Raw genomic sequence first — 20,598 nt, 5'->3', positions numbered from 1 at the left:
GCATCATTATAATGCCGGTTTAGCGCCAAATGAATCTGAGGTTAGATATCAAGATTCTAAAACTGTGGCCAAAATTAGTTGACCACTACAATGGTAACGACTTCAGTTACGTCTTAGAAGGCTTCAAATCAATAACTTACAGAACAGACCTTTATGATTTAGGTTATATAATTCAGCTCACCAAAGAAGGTAAATCAGCCCGTATTTTATCTGCATTTTTAGCCGGACTAGACGAATTATGGAGAGAGACCCAGAGTATATCTGCATGGACAACAGATAAAATAAAGCTAGGACTAATACTGGATAGCTTTTGCCTATCACCTCAATTAAAAAAAAGAGACCACACATCAAGAAACTGGTTGCAAGCTATACTGCATGAAAAGCCACAATTGGCAGTTGAAACATATTATGAGTATATGTTAGCAGAAATTAAATCAGGTTTTCAGTATCTACATGCAAAGCATATATTTCTAAATTCAAAAAAACTAAAGGCATTTCGTAAAGAATCAACTATCAAACTTTTAGAGGCCTGCTTTTCAAAACCTTATGCTCAAGACTTTTGGCATGGAGCAGTCAATGATAAGGAAAGTCTCAATAAGCTAGGAGAAATTGTTACAAATATATTAAGTACAGCTCAAGATCTAGAAAAGGATTTAAGAGAGTTCTATGTAGCACAGGCGTTCATTATCCTACCTTCTTACAAACTGCAATTTATGCCGAATGACGAAGATAGCCTCAACCAACTTTGGATTATTAAGGAACAAATAGAGAAGTATGGGCCCAACTTAGAGCTGGTATCAACTGAAAAAAAAGTTTCAATCTATAGCTGTCTTGCTAATGAGTTTGCAAGACGGTTTGTAAATACTCCAAGACCAAAAAGTGGTTGGTCAGGGAATAGAAATGATCATGAGGCTTCTGCTGTAGTTAAAGATGCAATATTTAAACTAGCATCGATTCCACTTCCGGTGGCAAGAAATGCTCTTAGAGGTATGCTCAGCGAACCTGAGTTTAATACATACAATCAAACATTAATGGCAGCAATTCATGACTCTGAACAGCTATATAGGGAAGCAAGCTTTAAAAAGCCATCATGGAAGGGGGCTGCGAATACATTGTTTAATCAAAAGCCATCAAATATTGATGACTTATCTTCCTTAGTGTCAGCTCACTTAAATGACTTAGCTAAAGTTATTAAATCAGATAATGCTAATATTCATAAGCAATTTTGGAATGTAGATCAATACGGAAAGTTAGTTAATCCTAAGCCTGAAAATGAGGGAAGAGATGCTTTATTAACACTCCTTAGAAATAAACTACCTAACTATATAAGCTCAGAGCCTGAAGATCTTCAATTTGCAAATAAAAGAGCTGACATAGCTTGCAGTTATACAGAGCAGCATCTTAAACTGCCTATCGAAATTAAGAGACACTATCACCCTGATTTGTGGGATGCACCCAAGGACCAATTATACAAACAATATATGAAACACGCAGAGCGCTCAGGGAGAGGTATATTCTTAGTTTTTTGGTACGGGTTAGACTCAAAACGAAAGATACCCAACACAAAAAACTATAAGGAGTATAAGCCTAAATCAGTTGATGAACTAGCTTCTGCTTTGGAGGCATCTCTAAGCGAGCAACTAAAAGATGCAATTGAAGTTGTAGTTATCGATGTTTCTGGTGATGTATAAGCAGTCAAGGTAGTTGTATTCGATAAATATTTTTCTTGTATTAAGCGCTTTAGCCCAACCCAGTTAATAAGTATAATTAAAAGTAGCACAGAGGTAGCACAGGGTAATTTCTGTTAGCAGGTATTTACTTGGAAAGCTTGTAAAAGTGGTGGCCCCTCCCAGACTCGAACTGGGGACCTAACGATTATGAGTCGTGTGCTCTAACCAACTGAGCTAAGGGGCCAACTTTTATATAACTGCTAGGCAGTTAATTTTTGAAGCGTTCAGTCACAGAGCGACTAAAGCGGGTTGCAGTATAAAAACTTTTTGGGGGCTTGTCACTACTAAAAACCTTTATTTTAACAATCAGTAAGCTAACTGCTTAAATAGTAATCTTTTATGAGGGAGTAATGTGTAAAAATGAGGAATTTAGGAGAAGGGATTCATGCAAGCCAATTAAAAGTGCCTCTTTAAGCTGTATTTAAAATTGACTTACACAACTAATAATACAAATAACACAACGTTACTTTTTAGCAATAATATAAATGGCGTGTATTAACCCTGGGAAATAACCTAGCAGTGTTAATAAAATATTTAACCAAAAATGCATACCTAAGCCTACTTGCAAAAATACACCTAGTGGCGGTAATAAAACTGACAATATTATACGAATGATATCCATAACTTAACTCCTTTAAAATTAAAAAACAAAAAGCCCAGATTCACTGGGCTTTGAGTATAGTGCATTATTCAGCAACGATAGATAATTTATCTACCACGTCGCGCACATCTTCAGCATTTTTGGCAATTTTAACCGCTAGCTGTTTTTCAGCTTCAGATTCTACAGAACCGTTTAGAGTTACAATACCGTTATCGGTATCAACATCGATGTCTGTACCACCAACTTCTGAGTCAAATAGGAAGCGTGTTGTGATTACGGTGGTGATTTTAGCGTCTGTTAGGTCGTTATCACCATCATCCATCATGTCTTTGTCTGTGTTTTTGGTATCCATGTTTTTTACAACAGTCAGGCTGTTTTCAACATCGGATACGCCATCTAGGCTAAGTACAAGTTCTTCTGCTAACTCTTTTTCAATTTCGCTATCAACTTTACCTGTAAGTACTACCTTGCCATTTTTTACATCAGTGTTAATGTCAAAGTTGTTTAGATTAGTGTTCATAAGTAGCACTGTTTCTGCCTTACCATCAATCCAAGCATCTTTACTTTCGTTTTCCCAGCTGTTTGCTTGGGCACTCATAGCCGTAGTACCAAGAACTAAAGCCGCGATAATAGATTTGTTAAATGTTTTCATAACCTTTCTCCTTTTGATTAAAGACACTTTAACTAATGCGAACTTTAGGCCAACTAAATTTAACATTTAAATTCAATGGGTTGGAAATTTAAGTCAACTAATCTCATGTTATAGCCGTGTAACTATTTACAGACTCATCGGTAAAACTTTCTCACATTGTGAAAATAGCTAGATAATTGCTGTTTTGGTTAATCTATCGTTAATATAACAAAACTAAAAACAGACTGAAAAATTAAGCCTCTGATAATTATTGAAATTATATTTGGTACGCCGTTTGCTTACTCACCACCAATAGTAAATATAATAAGGAATACCCATGTCTGTAAAAGTTGAAGACCGCCCAATAGAGCAAGTACGCGAACAAGTGATAGATCAATTAATTTATAATTACAGCCATGGCGTTATTTCAGTGGATGCATTTGAAAGACGCTTAGATGAGGCTATGGATGCAAGTAGTAATGAAGCTTTGTTAATCCTAGTTGAAGACCTAACACTTAATACCGATCAGCAATATAAAGCAGAAAAACAATCGCAATTTACTCCACATTATAGTGCACAGCAAAACAGCGATGATGATTTTACGCTACGCAGCATTTTGGGTTCTAACGAGCGCAGTGGTCAATGGGTTGTGCCAAAAAATATATACTTAACCAATTTTATGGGCTCTGTAGTGCTTGATTTTACTGATGCCATTTTTACCCACCAAAATGTAACGATTCACGTTAACTGTATTTTTGGTAGCGATGAAATTTATGTACCAGAGCATGTAAATGTAGTCTCTAAAATGTTTTGTATTTTAAGCAGCCTTGAAAACAAGTCGGTATCGCTTAACAAGCGCCAAGGACCCACTATTCATATTGAAGGTAAAGCAGTAATGGGGTCGGTTGAAGTTAAAATAAAACGCACCATAAAAGAGAAGTTTATGAGCTTTGCAAACGAGCTAAAAACACAACTTGGCGTTAATAATAACCGCTCATTATAATTTATCTAGCAGCGCGTTAGAGTCGATTGGCCTTTAGGGTCAGATATTGCCTTAATTAGGTGCGTTTAATCGCTGCCCGAGATTTGTAACCTAAACAACCTGAACTCTGGATAATAAATCTATCTCAAGCAACTATTTTCAGTGCTAACTGCAGTCCTAGGTAGAGCCTTTCGTTAGCCTGTGTTTGGCATTTATACGTTGTTATTACCTATTTATAGGGAATAAGCACACCACATAGGTGTGTTCTACTAAAAACCAAACACACGGCTTAAAATTAAACTTCGAAAGATGAATAAGCCTAAGTTACTGCCTGACGTTTTATTATAAATCGTTATTTCGCTCGCTTGGTATATCACTTAAATATTCTACAAACTCTACTTCAAATCCAGCCGGATCGATAAAATAAACATTTTTTCTAAATGGGTTGTCACCGCCTTGTTTATCTATTTTAAAACCAACTTGTTGCAAACGCTTTACTACTGCATCTAAATTTTGGGTAACGTAAGCAAAGTGCGCTAAACCTAATTGATGGCCTGCTAAATCTCGGTTTTCACCTTCACCATGATCGCTCATTGCAATGTATTGTGTGTCATCACCAAAATGCACCCAGCGCCTTGGTTTACCATGCCAAGTGCCCCTACCTTCACTTCGGATTGACCAATGAGGGAATACCGCTTGATAAAATTTAATCATATCCTCAATATTATTAACCACTAAATTGACATGTTCTAAATACATAATGTGTCCTTCTTGATTGAGTATGCAAACACAATAAAACCTCAAGTTAACTTTAGGTAAAGTGGTTTTTTAGATTTATTTAAATTTTATACAGCCGCAAATATATATGCAGAACAATAAAGTATAAAAAACACACAAAAGTATTTAGGGTTTATTGTTTACTTTATGGCAGAAATCGCTAAAATACGCCGGCTGAAATATATAAACGTTCTTTTACAACCCAAAGGTAACTCCATGCATCCAATGTTAAACATTGCGGTTCGCGCTGCGCGTAACGCAGGCAAAATTTTACTTCGCGCAAGTGAAGATTTATCAAAAGTTGAAGTGCAACAAAAAGGCGCTAACGACTTAGTAACTAACATTGATAAAGAAGCTGAAGCCGTAATTCGTGACACTATTTTACAATCTTACCCAACTCACTCGATTGTTGGTGAAGAGTTAGGTGAGCATAAAGGCAAGGATGATGATTACCAATGGATTGTAGATCCTATCGATGGAACAACTAATTTCATCAAAGGCATCCCTCATTACGCGGTTTCTATCGCACTTAAAGTTAAAGGTCGTTTAGACCAAGCTGTTATTTATGATCCAATTCGTGGTGAGCTTTTCACTGCTTCTCGTGGTCAAGGCACTCAACTTAACAGCAAACGTCTTCGTGTAAGCAAAACTACCGTTCTTGCGGGCACTGTACTTGCTACTGGTTTCCCTTTCAAAAATAAAAACCACATGGATGCATACACTGAAGCGTTTAAAGCATTGTTTGTACACACTGCTGATATTCGTCGCGCAGGTTGTTCTGCACTAGATATGGCATACGTTGCAGCGGGTCGTGTTGATGGATTTTTTGAAATTGGTTTAAAACCGTGGAATTCTGCAGCGGGCGAACTAATGGTTAAAGAAGCCGGCGGTATGGTTGTAGATTTTGCTGGTGGTAATAACTATAGCCACAGCGGTAATATCATCTGTGGTTCACCAAAATTGACTCAAGCAATTATTCGTGAAATTCGCCCAGTATTAACTGAGTCGTTACTTCGCTAATTTAATGCTACTAATACTAATCTGCATAAGTATTTGAACAATTTAACGAATTAAATTTCCCTACCTAAGTAGATTGGTACAGCAGTATACTAAAAAGGAGCTCAGGCTCCTTTTTTTGTGTCTAAAAATAAGGGTTATCAAGCTTAAGCTCTATTGTTTTACCTTTTGTGTAAGGTAATGAATTAAGCTCTGTCGCGAAATACTCATAAAATAGCGCATCAAATTCACCATTTTTTTGCATGATCTTAAGCCCTTTTTCAATCGCTTGAGCCAGTTCGGGTTTATTTTTTGAGACAAAATAATAAAGCCCAGTTGGATAGCTAATGTATAAATCTGGCACTATTACTAAATTCTTATCTTTTAAATCCATAAGCTCTGAATTAACTTCGATGAATGAGCGCGGAAAATAATCAATCCGCCCCTGACTTGTTAATGCAAACATCGAGTTTAAATTAGAAAGTGGCCTAACACTTAGTCCATTGTTAACTAATATCCGCATGTCAGGCCAATCATGACCTTGCACTGCAATAAGCATTGATAATTGCTCAACAGAGGTAATACCTTTAAATTTATCTACATTTTTTGTATTCGTAAGCAGTGCCCTTTTACCAATATACCCTTTAAATAAAGGGATTTTAATTGCAATTGCCAACGACTCTCGCTCAGGGCTACTCATGCTCCAATATAAATCAAGGGCGTTCCCATCAAGTGCCATAAGATTTCGTTGTTGATGAGGGTGAACTGGCACTAAATTTATTTCAGCTGAGTAATCGGCTCTGATAAGTGCTTTTGAGAGTAATTCATTGAGGTAGTCGTCACGCGTAAAATGCGAGTGTTGATCTTGAGGGACATTAATAATATTGACTTCGCTTGCTATAGCACTACACACAAACAAGCTTACAACGCTAACCAGATACTTAAATGGCAACATAATAATCACCTACTTTGTTAAACTACCTTTTTACTATTTGCTAAACGCACCACCGCTGGTGTAGGCCTTCTTCGCTTACAGATAAAAAGATAGCTATGACGGTATCGTTTGGCCTCTTTTTTAGCATCAGTCGCTAATGCAGCTACTTGATGACTATTTTTACACTGTTGTAAATCAGGTTCAACCAAACCAATCGATAAGGTCAGTAAAGGGACAAATTGCTTTTCACCTTCGCGATTTGTAGCCCAGTATCCCTTGCTTTTAATATGCTCAGGAGTAAAAAATAGCTGTGACTGCAATTCAAACCGTTCAATAATTGTATTGCAAATTGTAACTGCATCACTTTGGTCAAACACAACCATAAAGTCATCACCGCCAATATGTCCTACAAAGTTAGCACTGTTTGTGCAAGCTTGCACTGTTACATCGGCTAATAATTTAATTACACTATCACCGCTGGCATAACCATATAAGTCATTAAATTGTTTAAAGTGATTTAGGTCTATATAAGCTAATGAAAATTTTAACTTATTACGCAGCCTTTGCTCTATAGCTTCATTTATAGCAACATTACCTGGTAGCATAGTAAGCGGATTAGCGTGCTGTGCGTGGCGAATTTTTTCTTCGGTAATATGTTTTAAAATATCTCTCAGTGGCGCTAATCCCAAGTATTTATTATTGCGTGTAATAACTATATGCCTGCGTATATCAAAATCCTGATCTGTTATTTGCTTACTTACGACATCAAGCATTTGATTCTCGTCAACGACTAATGGCTGCTTGTCCATTAATTCTGTAACTGGGCGTTTATCATAAAGTGCGTGCCCGTAGGGGGCCGCAAATACTTCCGTTAGCTGATCTTTATGAAGTAAACCAATTGGCTGGTCATCTTGATTTAATACTGGGATACTAATAATTGATTTGTCTTGCTCAAATAGCTTGTGAGCATCCTTACAGCGTGTTTCGCTATCAATTGCTGACTGAGTTAAAGCAAGATACCCTATTGCCATTGATTGCTCACAGAGCGCCTTTGCTTTAAATGTTAGTGCTTGTATTTGCTCAGAACTAAAGTCATAACTTGGTCGTAAACTGGGCCTTTCGAGTAAAAATCCCTGTACGTTACTAATGCCTAAGCTCTCAACTAACGCCAGCTCCTCCGGACGCTCAATACCTTCTGCAATAACGGCTGTATTAGTTGCTTTAGCAAGTATAGTGATTGATTTTAAAAACTCTTTTTTAACGTCACTCTCATCACAAAAATCAATAAAATAGCGATCTATTTTTACAAAATCTGGACATAACTCAGACCACTGCTTTAACCCTGAGTAGCCAGCGCCTAAATCATCAATAGCAATGGTAAAACCAAGCTCTCGATAATGAGCAATTGTTTTTAAAAGTAAAAACCCATCATCAACTTTCTCTTGCTCAGTAACTTCAATCACAACTCTGTTCGCAGCTAATCCAAATTGCTCAATTAAATGCAACGTTTCGCCTTTGGGGTGACACGGATCGAGTAAAGTTTTAGGGCTTACATTTAAAAAGAGCTTGCCTTGGAGGTTTAATTTTACAAAGTTTTCGATTGCTTTAGAGCGACATAATAATTCAAGTTCTGAAATTAATGCATGCTGATGAGCCACTTCAAATAACTTATTCGGCATTTCAAGTGGACTATTTTTAGGACCGCGACTGAGCGCTTCGTAACCAATAATACTTTGATTAGATATATTAAAAATAGGCTGAAATAATGTCGTTATTTCAGCATTATTTAAAATATACTCTAAAACTTTGTGTTGTACGGTCACGTCGGACTCTAATTATAATTTGATAAGAATAATAAAGTAGCAAGCCTGTATTACAATTTTATTGCACTGAAATAAACGCCACGCAATAAAAAACCGCTCAACAGAGCGGTTTTTTTAACAGTTACACAACCATTACGGCATAGCGTCTTGGTCTGCACCTTCTTTTTCAATTACTTCTGGTATTAAATCTTCTTTGCTTACGCCCATTGCAAGTGCAACAGAGCTGGCAACATAAATAGAAGAATAAGTACCAATAAACACACCAAATAACAATGCAGTTGCAAAGCCATGAATAGTTTGTCCGCCCCATGCAAACAAGGCAATCAATACTAAAATAGTGGTGATTGATGTTACAAGTGTACGGTTAAGTGTTTGGGTAAGTGAAATATCAATAATTTCAACTGTGTCGTCAATGCGTACTTTACGGAAGTTTTCACGAATACGGTCCGACACAACAATGGTATCGTTAAGTGAATAACCAATTACCGCAAGAATTGCCGCCAATATAGTTAAATCAAACTCTAAACCTAATATAGAAAACAAACCTACAGTAATAATAACATCGTGTAATAGTGCACCTACCGCACCCACAGCGAAGCGCCATTCAAAGCGAAATGCAACATAGATTAAGATACAAATAAGTGCAGTTAACATGGCTAGGCCACCCTGCTCTTTTAAGTCTTCACCTACACTTGGGCCAACAAATTCAATGCGGCGCATTACTACGCTGTCGTCTGCTTTTTTAAGTGCGTCGATTACTTGGTTACCAATTACTTCAGCTTTTACATCGCTACCGCGTGGCGCTAAGCGAACTAAAATCTCTTGGCTTGAACCAAACAATTGTACCGATGCATCGGAAAAGCCATTTTCAGCTAGCGCATCACGTACTTTTTTAAGGTCAGCAGGTTGTGAAAAACCCACTTCTACAGCAGTACCGCCTGTAAAATCTAAACCAAAGTTTAAGCCTTTAACAAAAATTGATGCAAACGACGCTAAAATTAGTAACGTCGAAAAACCCATAGCCACTTTTCGAAGAGACATGAAACGAAGGGTTCTACTACCCAAACTTAAAATTTGCATGTCTGCTCCTTAAATCGAAAGTTTATCAATGCGTTTACCACCAACAAATAAGTTGATTACCGCACGGGTACCAACGATGGCTGTAAACATTGAAGTTAAAATACCAATCGCAAGTGTCACTGCAAAGCCCGCAATTGGACCTGTGCCCACTGCAAACAGTATAATGGCAGCAATTAGTGTCGTGATGTTGGCATCAAATATAGTGCTAAATGCGCTATCGTAACCAAAATGAATCGCTTGTTGAGGACTACGACCATCGGCCAGTTCTTCACGAATACGTTCAAAAATAAGTACGTTAGCATCAACCGCCATACCAACTGTTAATACAATACCCGCAATACCTGGTAGCGTAAGTGTAGCGCCTGGAATTAAAGACATAACGCCAACAATCAGTACTAAGTTGGCCGCAAGCGCAAGGTTTGCAACCATACCAAAGCCTTTGTAGTACACAAGCATAAACACAAGTACAAACGCAAAACCAAGTGCAACCGCAGTCATACCCGCTTCAATATTTTCTTGTCCTAAGCTTGGACCTACTGTGCGCTCTTCAACAATTTGAATTGGTGCTACAAGCGCACCTGCACGAAGTAGTAAACTTAAGTTGTGCGCTTCAGCTGGGTTGTCTATACCTGTAATACGGAACGAACGATCAAGACGTGCTTGAATTGTTGCCACGTTAATTACTTCTTCAACCTTAATAGGCGGAAGTGCTTTACCATCTGCATCTTTTTTACCTGATGGCTTGTATTCGATAAATACCGTTGCCATACGCTTACCAATAGCGCGTTTGGTAAAGGCATTCATTTTTGCCCCACCTTTGCTATCTAACGTAATACTAACTTGTGGACGTTGGTATTCATCAGCGCCAGATTGCGCGCCCGTAATATGGCTGCCCTCTAAAATAATACGCTTTTTAAGTACAACAGGGTAACCGTCGCGGCTCATGATCATTTCAGTACCCGCTGGGATACGACCTTGAGCAGCAGCACTTGCATCGGCATTTTCGTCTACTTCACGAAATTCAAGTGTTGCTGTCGCACCTAAAATTTCTTTAGCGCGTGCTGTATCTTGAATACCGGGTAGTTGAACAATAATACGCTCAGCGCCTTGGCGTTGTACGTTAGGCTCTGCAACACCAATTTGGTTGATACGGTTACGAATAATCGTTTCATTTTGCTTGATAGCGTAGTCACGAATTTCTTTGAGTTTTTGCTCACTCATTGTTGCAAAAAATGCTTTATCGTTGCTGCTATCATCAATGTAAACGTTTAGCGGGTAGCGAGTTTCTAAGAAACTTTCTGCAGCATTTTTGTCTTCTTCGGTACGCATTTCTACACGCATACGTTCAGAGCCAGCTACACGGCGAACACTACGGTAACGTAGTTTTTCTTCGCGCAGATCACTGCGAAAATCTTGTTCCATTTGCTCAAGTTGGTTATCAACCGCTGTTGCCATGTCGATTTCCATGGTGAAATGAACGCCACCACTTAAATCAAGGCCTAACTTCATTGGGTTGCCACCAACCGCTTTTAACCAAGCTGGTTGAGCGGGTGCCATATTAATAGCAGAAATGTAATCATCACTAAGCGAATCACGCAGTAAATCTTGCGCTTTTAACTGCTCTTCAACATTTTTTAAACGAACTAAAATTTGTCCATCTTCAAGTATTGTCGATTTAGCGGTTACATTATTTTTTTTGAGGATTTCGTTTACTTTGTCTACAACACTGAGATCGACATCAGCACCTTTAGCACCTGAAACTTGTATAGCCGGATCGCGACCATACAAGTTTGGAGAAGCATATAAAAGGCCAATGGCTACCAAAGCTAAAACAAGTAAATACTTCCAAACCGGAAACTTGTTTAACACGGGGTCGTCCTTATTATTTTTATAGCGACTTCATTGTGCCTTTTGGCAATACTGCTGATACAGATGATTTTTGTACTGTTACTTCTGCTTGCTCATTTAAAGAGATAACGATGAAATCTTTATCTTCAGAAATTTTAACTATTTTACCTACTAAGCCACCTTGAGTTAGCACTTCGTCACCTTTAGCCATCGCATTCATTAGGCTTTTGTGTTCTTTAACACGATTAGCTTGTGGGCGATAAATCAAAAAGTAAAAAACTAAACCAAAAATAGCTAACATAATTAGCATTTGCATAGTGCCGCCGCCTGCCGCTGCTGCGCCTGTACTTGCTTGTGCGTTTGAAATAAATAAACTCATGATACTTCCTCTTTAATTTTTAAAGTTTAATTTTTTATATCTGCTAGCTCTGGCACATCTTGGCCTCGGCGAGCATAAAAATCTTTTACGAATTCTTCTAATTTACCTTCGCTAATTGCATTGCGTAAACCTTCCATAACACGTTGATAGTAACGTAAATTATGAATTGTGTTTAGTCGCGCACCTAAAATTTCATTACATTTATCAAGGTGATGCAAATAAGCTCGTGAATAATTCCCACACGTATGGCAATCACACTCAGGGTCAAGTGGCCCTGTATCTGTTTTATGCACTGCGTTACGTATTTTAACCACACCTGTGGTAATAAATAAATGACCATTACGTGCATTACGCGTTGGCATAACACAGTCAAACATATCAATGCCTCGGCGAACCGACTCAACTAAGTCCTCTGGTTTGCCTACACCCATAAGGTAACGAGGTTTGTCTTCTGGCATTTTAAACGCACAATGATCAAGAATGTTCATCATTTCGTTTTTAGGCTCGCCTACTGATAGGCCACCTAATGCATAACCGTCAAAACCAATGTCTTCAAGACCGGCTTGTGATTGTGCACGTAATTCTGGGTACATACCACCTTGAATAATACCAAACAAAGCAGATGGGTTGTCGCCATGACCTTCTTTAGAACGCTTAGCCCAACGAAGAGATAGCTCCATAGAATCTTTAGCTTCTTTTTCAGTCGCTGGATACGGCGTACATTCGTCAAATATCATTACAATATCTGAGCCTAAATCGCGTTGTACTTCCATCGATTTTTCAGGTGACATCATAATTTCATCACCATTTACAGGTGATTGAAATAATACGCCCTCTTCAGTGATTTTACGCATTGCGCCTAGGCTAAATACCTGAAAACCGCCTGAGTCAGTTAAAATAGGGAAATCCCAGTTCATAAAGTCATGTAAATCACCATGCTGCTTAATGATCTCAGTACCTGGGCGAAGCATTAAGTGGAAGGTATTACCTAAACAAATTTGTGCACCAGTCGCTTTTACTTCATCTGGCGTCATACCTTTTACAGTACCGTAAGTACCAACAGGCATAAATGCAGGTGTTTCTATTACACCACGGTCAAAAATCAAGCGGCCACGGCGCGCTTTTCCGTCAGTACGGTCTAATTCAAATTTCATATCATCCTCAATGTCAGAAAAACAGTCCAACAAGCTATAATTTAACCGCTCGATTCTACCCTTTTTGACCAGCCAATACTATTAGCTGCGGTAAATTCAATACTGATAACTTCATTCAAATAAAAAACCCCAGCAACTTAACTGGGGTTTGTAATCATTTTTACTGATAATTTAATACTTAACCTGAACCCTGGATAATAAGTCTGTCTCAAGCAACTATTTTCAGCGCTAACTGTGTTGAATTTACTTGCAATAGGGCCGGTTACTTAACTATTTACGTGTTAAAAACATCGCGTCGCCATAACTAAAAAAACGATACTGCTGTTCAATTGCCGTGTTATACGCACCCATAATGTTGTCTTGCCCGCTAAAGGCACTCACTAACATTATAAGCGTTGATTCCGGTAGGTGAAAATTAGTAACCATGGCATCCACTACATTAAACTGATAACCCGGATAAATAAATATATCTGTATCACCAAAGTAAGTGTCTAGCTTGCCACCATGTACTTTTGCTGCAGATTCTAATGAACGCACTGAGGTTGTACCAACGGCAATAACGCGCCCACCTTTCGCTTTAGTTTTTGCAACAGCCGCTACCACATCTTCTGGCACTTCAATGTATTCGGAATGCATTATATGATCGTCAACACTGTCAACACGCACTGGCTGAAAAGTACCTGCACCAACATGCAAGGTAACAAAAGCCATTTGCACGCCCTTATCCTTTAATGCAGCCATTAACTGTTTATCAAAATGTAAACCAGCAGTAGGCGCTGCCACTGCCCCTGGTTTTTCACCATAAACTGTTTGATAGCGCTCACGATCTGCCTCGTTATCAGGACGGTCGATATAAGGCGGTAATGGCATGTGTCCAATGTCGTTTAATATATCAAGTACGTTTTGACTGTGATCAAATTCAAGCTCAAATAACGTGTCATGCCGTGCAACCATTATTGCCTTGGCCTTACCTTCTAAAATAACTTCATTACCAGGCTTTAATGATTTGCTAGCACGGACATGTGCAAGCACACGATGTTCATCAAGTACGCGTTCAACTAATACTTCAACTTTACCACCTGATGCTTTTTGACCAAACATGCGTGCAGGGATTACTCTGGTATTATTAAAAACCAGTAAGTCGTTTTCATTTACCAGTTCAAGTATGTCACTAAAGACTTTGTGTTCTACACTACCACTAGGCCCATCTAGGCTAAGTAAACGACTACTCGTACGATCCGGCTTAGGAAAGCGAGCTATTAATTCATCAGGTAAGTCAAAGCTAAAATCAGCTACGCGCATAGTTAGTAATCCACATCATTTAAAATCGCGCCAAGTGTATATCTATCGCCTATCAAGCTCAAGAAATCCCCTTATATTCTGCAAAATTGAAGTACGCAAGCCTACGAATGACCATTAATTTTCTTGTTCTTCAATCAAAAAATCACTATTCTTATTCGGTTAAATAAATATGGGTTGAGAAATACGTGGTAGAGCAACTTAAATTGCTAATATTAAACGCAAGTCGTGCTGAACGCCTTACTATTCGTGCCACTTTAGAGAGCCTGAATGTTTTTGCTTTTATTGAAGTACAAGACAGCCAACAAGCTTTAAAACTATTAAAGCAACAGCCTGTTGATATTATTATCACGGGCCTCAATGTTGGTAAAATAGATGGTTGGCGCTTTTCACGGATGATCCGTTCGGGTTTATTAAAAACACCAAAGAATACGCCGATACTACTCATCCCTCCCATTTATTGTGAACGCATCGCAGAAACAACTGCGCGTAGTTATGGTATTGATGCCGTACTGCCTTTTGAGCAACAAGACATGCTGCCACAGGTTTTGGCTAATGTGCTGTCGACACATTTAGAAAAAAGTAGCCGCTTAAACCTCTTATTACTTGAGCCACTGCAAGATAAAGCCAATGATATTAGCGCACAACTAAAGCTAAACTTTGCAATTACACATACAACAACAAGCAAAGAAGCGCTAAACGCTTACTACCAGCAAAAATTTGCCATCGTACTGTTAGATGCCACAGCCGCAAGAGCTGAAACGTCGAGTGTTTTAGTAGAAGAGATTTTGCAACATAACCCAAAACAGGCAATTGTAACAATTATAGATAATGATGATGCAAATTATGCAGAGCAGCTCTTATTATCAGGTGTTACCGATTTTATTCGTGCCCCCTACGACCCTTCTTTTTTAAATAAAGTATGTGACCACGCAGCACGTCGAGAAGACTTTATGGTCAGTTATGCTGAATTTGCCAACAAAGTTGAGCAATTGAGTGTAAGTGAAGTGAAATATAAAGAGTTATTCTCAGCCCACCAACGCATTCTATTACACTTAAATACCGTGGTACTTGAACTTGATCAACTAGGTAAAATACGCTTTATAAATCCAGCTTGGGAAACACTAAGTGGTCATGGCGTAAAACCAACACTGCAAAAACCTTTAACCGCATTTTGTATTAATGAATGCCAAGAAAAATTACAAAATACGATTTGTGATATTTTAGGGGGGGGTGAAAATCAGCAACAAGTAGAAATTAAGTTACAGCACAAAAATGGCACTCAAATTTGGGTAGAATGCAGGTTTCAACTGATCAAAAATAGTCGTAATACAGCAACAATTACCGCCACAATCGACAATATTCATGAGCGAAAGCAAGCTGAATTACAGTTACGCCATTTAGCGCATCACGATCCACTTACAGGCTTACATAACCGCTATTATTTTGATCAACAACTTAATCATATCTGCCAACCAAAGCACACTTTCGATGATATAGAACATGCTATTATTTATATCGATCTTGATCACTTTAAAATAATAAATGACAGTAAGGGCCACCATCAGGGCGATATTGTCTTAAAAGAAGTGGCTCAACTGTTTAAAGACAATATCGGTGATGAACACCTTGTTTGCCGTATTGGCGGTGACGAATTTGCTGTTATTTTAACAAACATGAACTTATTAGAAGCGCATTTAGTGGCCGAAGGTGTTTGTATCGCAATTGAACAGCATACTTTTAAATCAGAGGATCAAGTTTACACAATAAGCTGCTCTATTGGCTTAGCTCAAATAACATCTAAAAATTGCGATCCCAATGAATGCTTAAAACAAGCCGACATCGCCTTATATATAGCTAAAAATTTAGGTCGAAATTTAGTCCACTGTTATTCAAAAGAAGACTCGCAAAATAAGACATTGCAAACAGGTTTGGAATGGGGTCACGAAATCCGCCAAGCATTACAACAAGATAATATAGAGCTTCATTATCAGCCTATTTGGGACTTCAAACAAAGTAAAGTTGCTTACTTTGAAGTGCTGCTACGATTAAAGCTCAATGATAAACTTGTGTACCCCAATCAATTTATTCCATCGCTTGAAATGTTAAACGATACATTTTTGATGGATCAATGTGTTATTCGTAACACGCTTGCTTGTGTTGAAAAACACCCAGAATTAAATCAAGTCGCAATTAATCTATCAGCACAATCATTTTTAGATGAACGATTACTACCGCTTATAGAGTCAAGCTTAGAAAAATATCAAGTATCACCTACTCGTATTATTTTTGAAATTACTGAATCTGCAAGTATTAATAATCTAAAAGCAACACGTAAGATGATTGAGAAGCTCAATAGCTTAGGTTGTCACTTTTCTATAGATGACTTTGGTACCGGCTTTAGTACTTTTAATTATTTAAAGCAGCTTCCCGCACAGCATGTAAAAATTGACGGCTCATTTGTACGTGACATGCTTAACGACCCCATCGATTTAGCGTTAGTAAAAGCAATTAATGATATAAGCCGGTCACTCGATAAGCGTTCTGTGGCTGAGTATGTTGAAAATAAAGATATATTTTTTGCACTAAAAGAGATTGGTGTGGATTACGGACAAGGCTACTTTATTGCACGTCCTATGGCGGTTGAAAAAGTAAAGACAGAGCTTGAAAATATTCTAAAAAATAAAGTTTTTTACCAACAATAACCTAGCTCATATTAAGCATTAATAAACAATTTTAAGCATTTTATTACTATCATTATTATCTTTTTTACCTATACTTTCCTCATCACAATACGAATGTCATGTTATTTAAAGGATTACGCTTAACAAACATGACATTACCTATTGCAAATACAGAACCCTAAATCACGGGCTGTTTTAAAATAAGGTTTGAGGAGATAAATATGACGCAATTGATTATCTTATTACTACTTATTCACTTTGCAATAGCGTATCAATGCTATCGATACGCGAGCATAAAGGGCTACCCAATTCGAGTATTTACAGTATTAGGTTGCATGCCTTATTTTAATTTAGTGGTGTGGATCTATTTATTATTTTTACCGGAGCTAGAACCTTTTGAACACCATAACCATGATCAAAAGCAGCCTCTTTAGGCTGCTTTAACATTTAAATCACTTTGTTTTATTAAACTCCAAACTACATTGGCGTTGTAAAAACACCTCAAGCTGCTGACTAAATAATTTAAAGTCGCGAATTCGTCCCGTTGTTTTACGCCACAATATACCGATATCACGGTATGCGTCGCTTTGCGATGGTGTCGCTGTCATATTTTTATTATCTAAAATTCCTGCATTAATTGCCATTTGCGGTAAAAAAGTCACGCCAAGTTGATGTTCAACCATGCTAAGCAAAGTATGCAAGCTTGCTGCTTCAAATGGATTAATACAACTAGCACGATTTAAGTGACACGCACTAAGCGCATGCCCTGTCATACAATGCTCACGCTCCAGTAAGAATACACTCGCATCTGGTAGCAAATTAAAGTCCTCTACCCCCTTTGCAGGCATATATTCTTTATGATGCACTAAGCTAAAATGATCTTTTGCCAAAATTTGAGTATGAAACTTATCCGTTTCGTATGGTAAGGCTAATAGCGCTAAATCAATATGACCATGCTCGAGCTTGTCGAGTAGTTTATCGCTCGTGTCTTCTATCAATACCAGCTCTAAGTCGCAAAAAGTTTGTTTGCAAAAGTGATAGAGCGGCGCAGCAATAAAGCTCGCTATAGTCGGTATTACACCCACGGTTAACTTACCGCTGAGGGGAGTTAAAAAGCTTTTAGTCAGCTCTTTTAAGCTAATTGTATCATTAATTATTTTACGAGAACGCTCTACAACTTCTTCGCCGATGCTGGTAAACATAAGGCTACGATTTTCTCGCTCGATGAGCTGACAACCAAGTGTTTCTTCAAGGTTTTGAATCGCACTACTTAAAGTGGATTGACCTATAAAGCACGCGCTCGCGGCACGCCCAAAGTGTTGATGTTGATGAACAGCTAATAAATACTGTAGCTGTTTGATGCTTGGAAGATTGGTCATTTTTTCTTTCCACAAATAAAAAGACCCCAACACCTAGGGCGTTGAGATCTTTTCAAGCTAAAAGTCTTTAAGTACTTTTTTGTTAAACCCCAAAAGCGGTTCTTAGTACGTAGAAAATAACAATAGCAAGGGCAGCACCAACTGGCAACGTAATTACCCAAGAAACTACAATGTTTCTGATTACGCCCATATTAAGTGCCCCAATTCCACGTGCCATACCTACACCTAATACCGCGCCAACTAAGGTCTGAGTAGTAGAGATTGGCATACCAGTACCTGATGCAATAACAACCGTTGAAGCAGCAGCTAGTTCAGCAGCAAAACCACGGCTAGGCCGTTAAATGTGTAATGCCTTCACCAATCGTTTTAATTACTTTTTTACCTAAGATAGCAAGACCTGCCACAATACCAAAACCACCAAGCGGTAGAATCCACCATGCAATAGCGGCTTTCTTAGCAATTTCACCATTGTTTTCAACAATGTTTACAACAGCAGCTAGTGGACCAATAGCATTAGCAACGTCATTAGAACCATGGGCGAATGCCATACAACATGCAGTTAATACCATTAATACAGCAAATACTTTTTCAACATTGTTGAACTGCATTTGCTTATCCGCTTGAGGATCAATCTTCAAACGAGAAATGGCAATTTTACCAATAATACCCACAATAACCGCAATAGCGATAGAAAGTGCATAGCCTTCAACAGCACCTAAATCTATGCCAACATGCTTTAAGCCTTTTTTAATTGTAACTAAAGCCATAATAAAGCCCGCTAGACCCATATAAAGCGGTACATAACGTTTAGCATTTTTAAGTGGAGCGTCTGTATCAAAAATAAGCTTTTGCGCACTCATAAATATTAAGTATGCAATAAAGCCTGATATAGCCGGTGTTATAATCCAACTACCAACAATACCACCTACTTTATCCCATTGGATTGCCTCAGTACCAACAGCAACTAACGCAAAACCAATGATTGCGCCAATGATTGAGTGAGTAGTTGATACCGGCCAACCTAGGAACGAAGCCATTAATAGCCATGTTCCGGCTGCAAATAAAGAAGCAATCATGCCCAGAACCATAAGCTCAGGAATATCTGCAAATGGTGCTGCATCAATAATTCCTTTACGGATTGTTGATGTAACCTCACCACCTGCTAAGTAAGCACCTGCAAATTCAAAAATCATCGCAATAAAAATTGCTTGTTTGATTGTAAGCGCTTTAGAACCTACTGAAGTACCCATAGCATTAGCAACGTCATTCGCGCCAATACCATAAGCCATAAAAAAGCCGACTGCTGCGGCAATTAAAATTAATACCGTGCCGTAAGATGCAATGATATCCATTGTGTAACCTTAATCTTTCGTAATTGAACTGATTTTAAATTAACGAGCTAACATCAGCTCAAGACGTGATCCTACGCGCTCTGCAATATCTGCAAGCTCGCCAACCCACTCAATGATTTTGTATAAAAACATTACATCAATTGGATTTAGCTCACCTTCTACAACTCGCAGTTGGCGACGTACTTTTATTTGCATTTCATCCGTGTCTTGTTCTATCGCATCCAATTCTACTAGCATTTTTTCTACTAAGGTCACTTCGCGACCTTTAAAACCAGTTTCTAGCAATTCTTCTAACTCATTAATTGCTTTAGATGCTTGTTTAGTTGCATCTACACAACGAGTTAAATAAGCAAGAAAATCAACTTGCATAACTTTAGGAATGGTCATTTCACGACCAATCACACGTCCAGCAATGTCTTTCGCTTTATTAGCAATTTTGTCTTGTTGGGTTACTAATTCGAGCAGATCTGTACGCTCTACCGGCATGAATAATCCACGCGGTAGCTGTAAACGTATATCTCTTTTCATATCATCGGCTTCACGCTCTAAATTACGAATAGTGATACGAAGCTCTTCTGCTTGTACCCACTCTTCTTTAAATACGTGATTAAAAAAAGGTATCAAAGCTTTACTTGCTTGATGAACCTTCTTGATGTGTTCTTCCATAGGTTTGATAGGAGATTTTGCAAATACTCCTAAAAACGCGTTTGTAGGCATAACTGACCCTTTAATCAAATTGATATGCTTTGCAGCATGAATTTTACAGCATTCACAACGATTGTGAATGCTTTTTATTGCTTCACTTGTGCTAACAATGCACAAAGCGACACAAGGCCGCTTTAATACAAAAGAATGAAATAATTAAATTTATAGAGATTTTTCGGTAATCCCCCCATTTTTAATGGAGGCTATCTGTAGAATTTTCGTTGTTTAACTTTTCCAGTTTTTG

17 protein-coding genes, 1 tRNA gene and 1 pseudogene are annotated in these 20,598 nt (G+C 38.2%); 5 read left to right on the top strand and 14 right to left on the bottom strand.

Annotated elements, in window-relative coordinates; translation table 11 throughout:
- Window positions 1-29 precede the first annotated feature (29 nt).
- Window positions 30-1,691: a DUF8371 domain-containing protein gene (locus tag DC53_RS06570; protein ID WP_033030820.1), complete on the top strand. Its 1,662-nt coding sequence runs from the start codon at window positions 30-32 to the stop codon at window positions 1,689-1,691.
- A gap of 146 nt (window positions 1,692-1,837) precedes the next feature.
- On the opposite strand, the gene DC53_RS06575 is transcribed toward DC53_RS06570, so the two are convergent.
- The 3 genes from DC53_RS06575 to DC53_RS06580 all read right to left on the bottom strand — a co-directional run bounded on the left by DC53_RS06575 (window position 1,838) and on the right by DC53_RS06580 (window position 2,983).
- Window positions 1,838-1,914 (bottom strand) — tRNA-Ile (locus DC53_RS06575).
- 279 nt (window positions 1,915-2,193) lie between these two features.
- On the bottom strand, window positions 2,194-2,352 hold the full coding sequence (locus tag DC53_RS21510; protein ID WP_002957822.1) for a YqaE/Pmp3 family membrane protein: 159 nt from the start codon (window positions 2,350-2,352) through the stop codon (window positions 2,194-2,196).
- A gap of 64 nt (window positions 2,353-2,416) precedes the next feature.
- Complete coding sequence (locus tag DC53_RS06580; protein WP_007376001.1) at window positions 2,417-2,983, bottom strand: BON domain-containing protein; 567 nt, start codon at window positions 2,981-2,983, stop codon at window positions 2,417-2,419.
- A 316-nt stretch (window positions 2,984-3,299) separates the two neighbouring features.
- On the opposite strand from DC53_RS06580, the gene DC53_RS06585 reads away from it, so the two are divergent.
- Window positions 3,300-3,965, top strand: a complete 666-nt coding sequence (locus DC53_RS06585) for a LiaF domain-containing protein (protein ID WP_033030818.1) — start codon at window positions 3,300-3,302, stop codon at window positions 3,963-3,965.
- 321 nt (window positions 3,966-4,286) lie between these two features.
- Here the strand turns inward: DC53_RS06585 and DC53_RS06590 are convergent, their stop codons facing one another.
- Complete coding sequence (locus DC53_RS06590) at window positions 4,287-4,703, bottom strand: VOC family protein (RefSeq protein ID WP_008138897.1); 417 nt, start codon at window positions 4,701-4,703, stop codon at window positions 4,287-4,289.
- Between the two features lie 234 nt (window positions 4,704-4,937).
- Between DC53_RS06590 and suhB the strand changes: the two genes are divergently transcribed.
- Window positions 4,938-5,741: an inositol-1-monophosphatase gene (gene suhB / locus DC53_RS06595; protein WP_007375998.1), complete on the top strand. Its 804-nt coding sequence runs from the start codon at window positions 4,938-4,940 to the stop codon at window positions 5,739-5,741.
- 121 nt (window positions 5,742-5,862) lie between these two features.
- Here the strand turns inward: suhB and DC53_RS06600 are convergent, their stop codons facing one another.
- The 7 genes from DC53_RS06600 to queA form a co-directional block, all read right to left on the bottom strand.
- Window positions 5,863-6,672, bottom strand: a complete 810-nt coding sequence (locus DC53_RS06600; RefSeq protein WP_007375997.1) for a substrate-binding periplasmic protein — start codon at window positions 6,670-6,672, stop codon at window positions 5,863-5,865.
- Between the two features lie 17 nt (window positions 6,673-6,689).
- Window positions 6,690-8,474 (bottom strand): GGDEF domain-containing protein, encoded by a 1,785-nt coding sequence (locus DC53_RS06605; RefSeq protein ID WP_008138895.1) that lies wholly within the window; start codon window positions 8,472-8,474, stop codon window positions 6,690-6,692.
- A 132-nt stretch (window positions 8,475-8,606) separates the two neighbouring features.
- Window positions 8,607-9,554, bottom strand: a complete 948-nt coding sequence (gene secF / locus DC53_RS06610) for a protein translocase subunit SecF (RefSeq protein WP_007375995.1) — start codon at window positions 9,552-9,554, stop codon at window positions 8,607-8,609.
- Window positions 9,555-9,563: 9 nt separating this feature from the next.
- The gene (gene secD, locus DC53_RS06615) at window positions 9,564-11,423 is read right to left on the bottom strand and encodes a protein translocase subunit SecD (protein WP_033030816.1); all 1,860 of its coding nucleotides are present in this window, start codon (window positions 11,421-11,423) and stop codon (window positions 9,564-9,566) included.
- Window positions 11,424-11,442: 19 nt separating this feature from the next.
- Window positions 11,443-11,781 carry a preprotein translocase subunit YajC gene (gene yajC / locus DC53_RS06620; RefSeq protein ID WP_007375993.1) on the bottom strand — a complete coding sequence of 113 codons (339 nt, stop codon included), beginning with the start codon at window positions 11,779-11,781 and terminating at the stop codon, window positions 11,443-11,445.
- A 26-nt stretch (window positions 11,782-11,807) separates the two neighbouring features.
- Entirely contained in the window at window positions 11,808-12,935 is a 1,128-nt protein-coding gene (gene tgt / locus DC53_RS06625; protein WP_007375992.1) for a tRNA guanosine(34) transglycosylase Tgt, read from the bottom strand.
- Between the two features lie 270 nt (window positions 12,936-13,205).
- Window positions 13,206-14,237: a tRNA preQ1(34) S-adenosylmethionine ribosyltransferase-isomerase QueA gene (gene queA, locus DC53_RS06630; RefSeq protein ID WP_007375991.1), complete on the bottom strand. Its 1,032-nt coding sequence runs from the start codon at window positions 14,235-14,237 to the stop codon at window positions 13,206-13,208.
- Between the two features lie 185 nt (window positions 14,238-14,422).
- Here queA and DC53_RS06635 point away from each other — a divergent pair, with 185 nt between their 5' ends.
- Together DC53_RS06635 and DC53_RS06640 are read left to right on the top strand one after the other, a co-directional pair.
- Window positions 14,423-16,939, top strand: a complete 2,517-nt coding sequence (locus tag DC53_RS06635) for an EAL domain-containing protein (protein WP_033030814.1) — start codon at window positions 14,423-14,425, stop codon at window positions 16,937-16,939.
- Between the two features lie 200 nt (window positions 16,940-17,139).
- Complete coding sequence (locus DC53_RS06640; protein ID WP_007375989.1) at window positions 17,140-17,352, top strand: hypothetical protein; 213 nt, start codon at window positions 17,140-17,142, stop codon at window positions 17,350-17,352.
- Window positions 17,353-17,370: 18 nt separating this feature from the next.
- On the opposite strand, the gene DC53_RS06645 is transcribed toward DC53_RS06640, so the two are convergent.
- The 3 genes and pseudogenes from DC53_RS06645 to DC53_RS06650 form a co-directional block, all read right to left on the bottom strand.
- Window positions 17,371-18,297: a hydrogen peroxide-inducible genes activator gene (locus tag DC53_RS06645; RefSeq protein ID WP_007375988.1), complete on the bottom strand. Its 927-nt coding sequence runs from the start codon at window positions 18,295-18,297 to the stop codon at window positions 17,371-17,373.
- Window positions 18,298-18,379: 82 nt separating this feature from the next.
- Window positions 18,380-19,649 (bottom strand): annotated as a pseudogene (locus tag DC53_RS0120615) (inorganic phosphate transporter).
- Window positions 19,650-19,688: 39 nt separating this feature from the next.
- Window positions 19,689-20,366: a TIGR00153 family protein gene (locus tag DC53_RS06650; protein ID WP_007375986.1), complete on the bottom strand. Its 678-nt coding sequence runs from the start codon at window positions 20,364-20,366 to the stop codon at window positions 19,689-19,691.
- Between the last annotated feature and the right edge of the window lie 232 nt (window positions 20,367-20,598).

Origin of the sequence: Pseudoalteromonas fuliginea (assembly GCF_000690055.1) — a bacterium.
Classification (GTDB): domain Bacteria; phylum Pseudomonadota; class Gammaproteobacteria; order Enterobacterales; family Alteromonadaceae; genus Pseudoalteromonas; species Pseudoalteromonas fuliginea.
The sequence above is the reverse complement of the archived record's forward strand: the minus strand, read 5'-3'. Positions and strand labels throughout refer to the sequence as shown.

What these genes read in the sequence shown, in the direction of transcription:
- tgt (WP_007375992.1), bottom strand. Translation starts at nt 12,935, where the DNA reads ATGAAATTTGAATTAGACCGTACTGACGGAAAAGCGCGCCGTGGCCGC.
- DC53_RS06650 (WP_007375986.1), bottom strand. Translation starts at nt 20,366, where the DNA reads ATGCCTACAAACGCGTTTTTAGGAGTATTTGCAAAATCTCCTATCAAA.
- DC53_RS06580 (WP_007376001.1), bottom strand. Translation starts at nt 2,983, where the DNA reads ATGAAAACATTTAACAAATCTATTATCGCGGCTTTAGTTCTTGGTACT.
- DC53_RS06590 (WP_008138897.1), bottom strand. Translation starts at nt 4,703, where the DNA reads ATGTATTTAGAACATGTCAATTTAGTGGTTAATAATATTGAGGATATG.
- yajC (WP_007375993.1), bottom strand. Translation starts at nt 11,781, where the DNA reads ATGAGTTTATTTATTTCAAACGCACAAGCAAGTACAGGCGCAGCAGCG.
- DC53_RS06585 (WP_033030818.1), top strand. Translation starts at nt 3,300, where the DNA reads ATGTCTGTAAAAGTTGAAGACCGCCCAATAGAGCAAGTACGCGAACAA.
- DC53_RS06645 (WP_007375988.1), bottom strand. Translation starts at nt 18,297, where the DNA reads ATGACCAATCTTCCAAGCATCAAACAGCTACAGTATTTATTAGCTGTT.
- DC53_RS06570 (WP_033030820.1), top strand. Translation starts at nt 30, where the DNA reads ATGAATCTGAGGTTAGATATCAAGATTCTAAAACTGTGGCCAAAATTA.
- DC53_RS06640 (WP_007375989.1), top strand. Translation starts at nt 17,140, where the DNA reads ATGACGCAATTGATTATCTTATTACTACTTATTCACTTTGCAATAGCG.
- DC53_RS06600 (WP_007375997.1), bottom strand. Translation starts at nt 6,672, where the DNA reads ATGTTGCCATTTAAGTATCTGGTTAGCGTTGTAAGCTTGTTTGTGTGT.
- DC53_RS21510 (WP_002957822.1), bottom strand. Translation starts at nt 2,352, where the DNA reads ATGGATATCATTCGTATAATATTGTCAGTTTTATTACCGCCACTAGGT.
- queA (WP_007375991.1), bottom strand. Translation starts at nt 14,237, where the DNA reads ATGCGCGTAGCTGATTTTAGCTTTGACTTACCTGATGAATTAATAGCT.
- suhB (WP_007375998.1), top strand. Translation starts at nt 4,938, where the DNA reads ATGCATCCAATGTTAAACATTGCGGTTCGCGCTGCGCGTAACGCAGGC.
- secF (WP_007375995.1), bottom strand. Translation starts at nt 9,554, where the DNA reads ATGCAAATTTTAAGTTTGGGTAGTAGAACCCTTCGTTTCATGTCTCTT.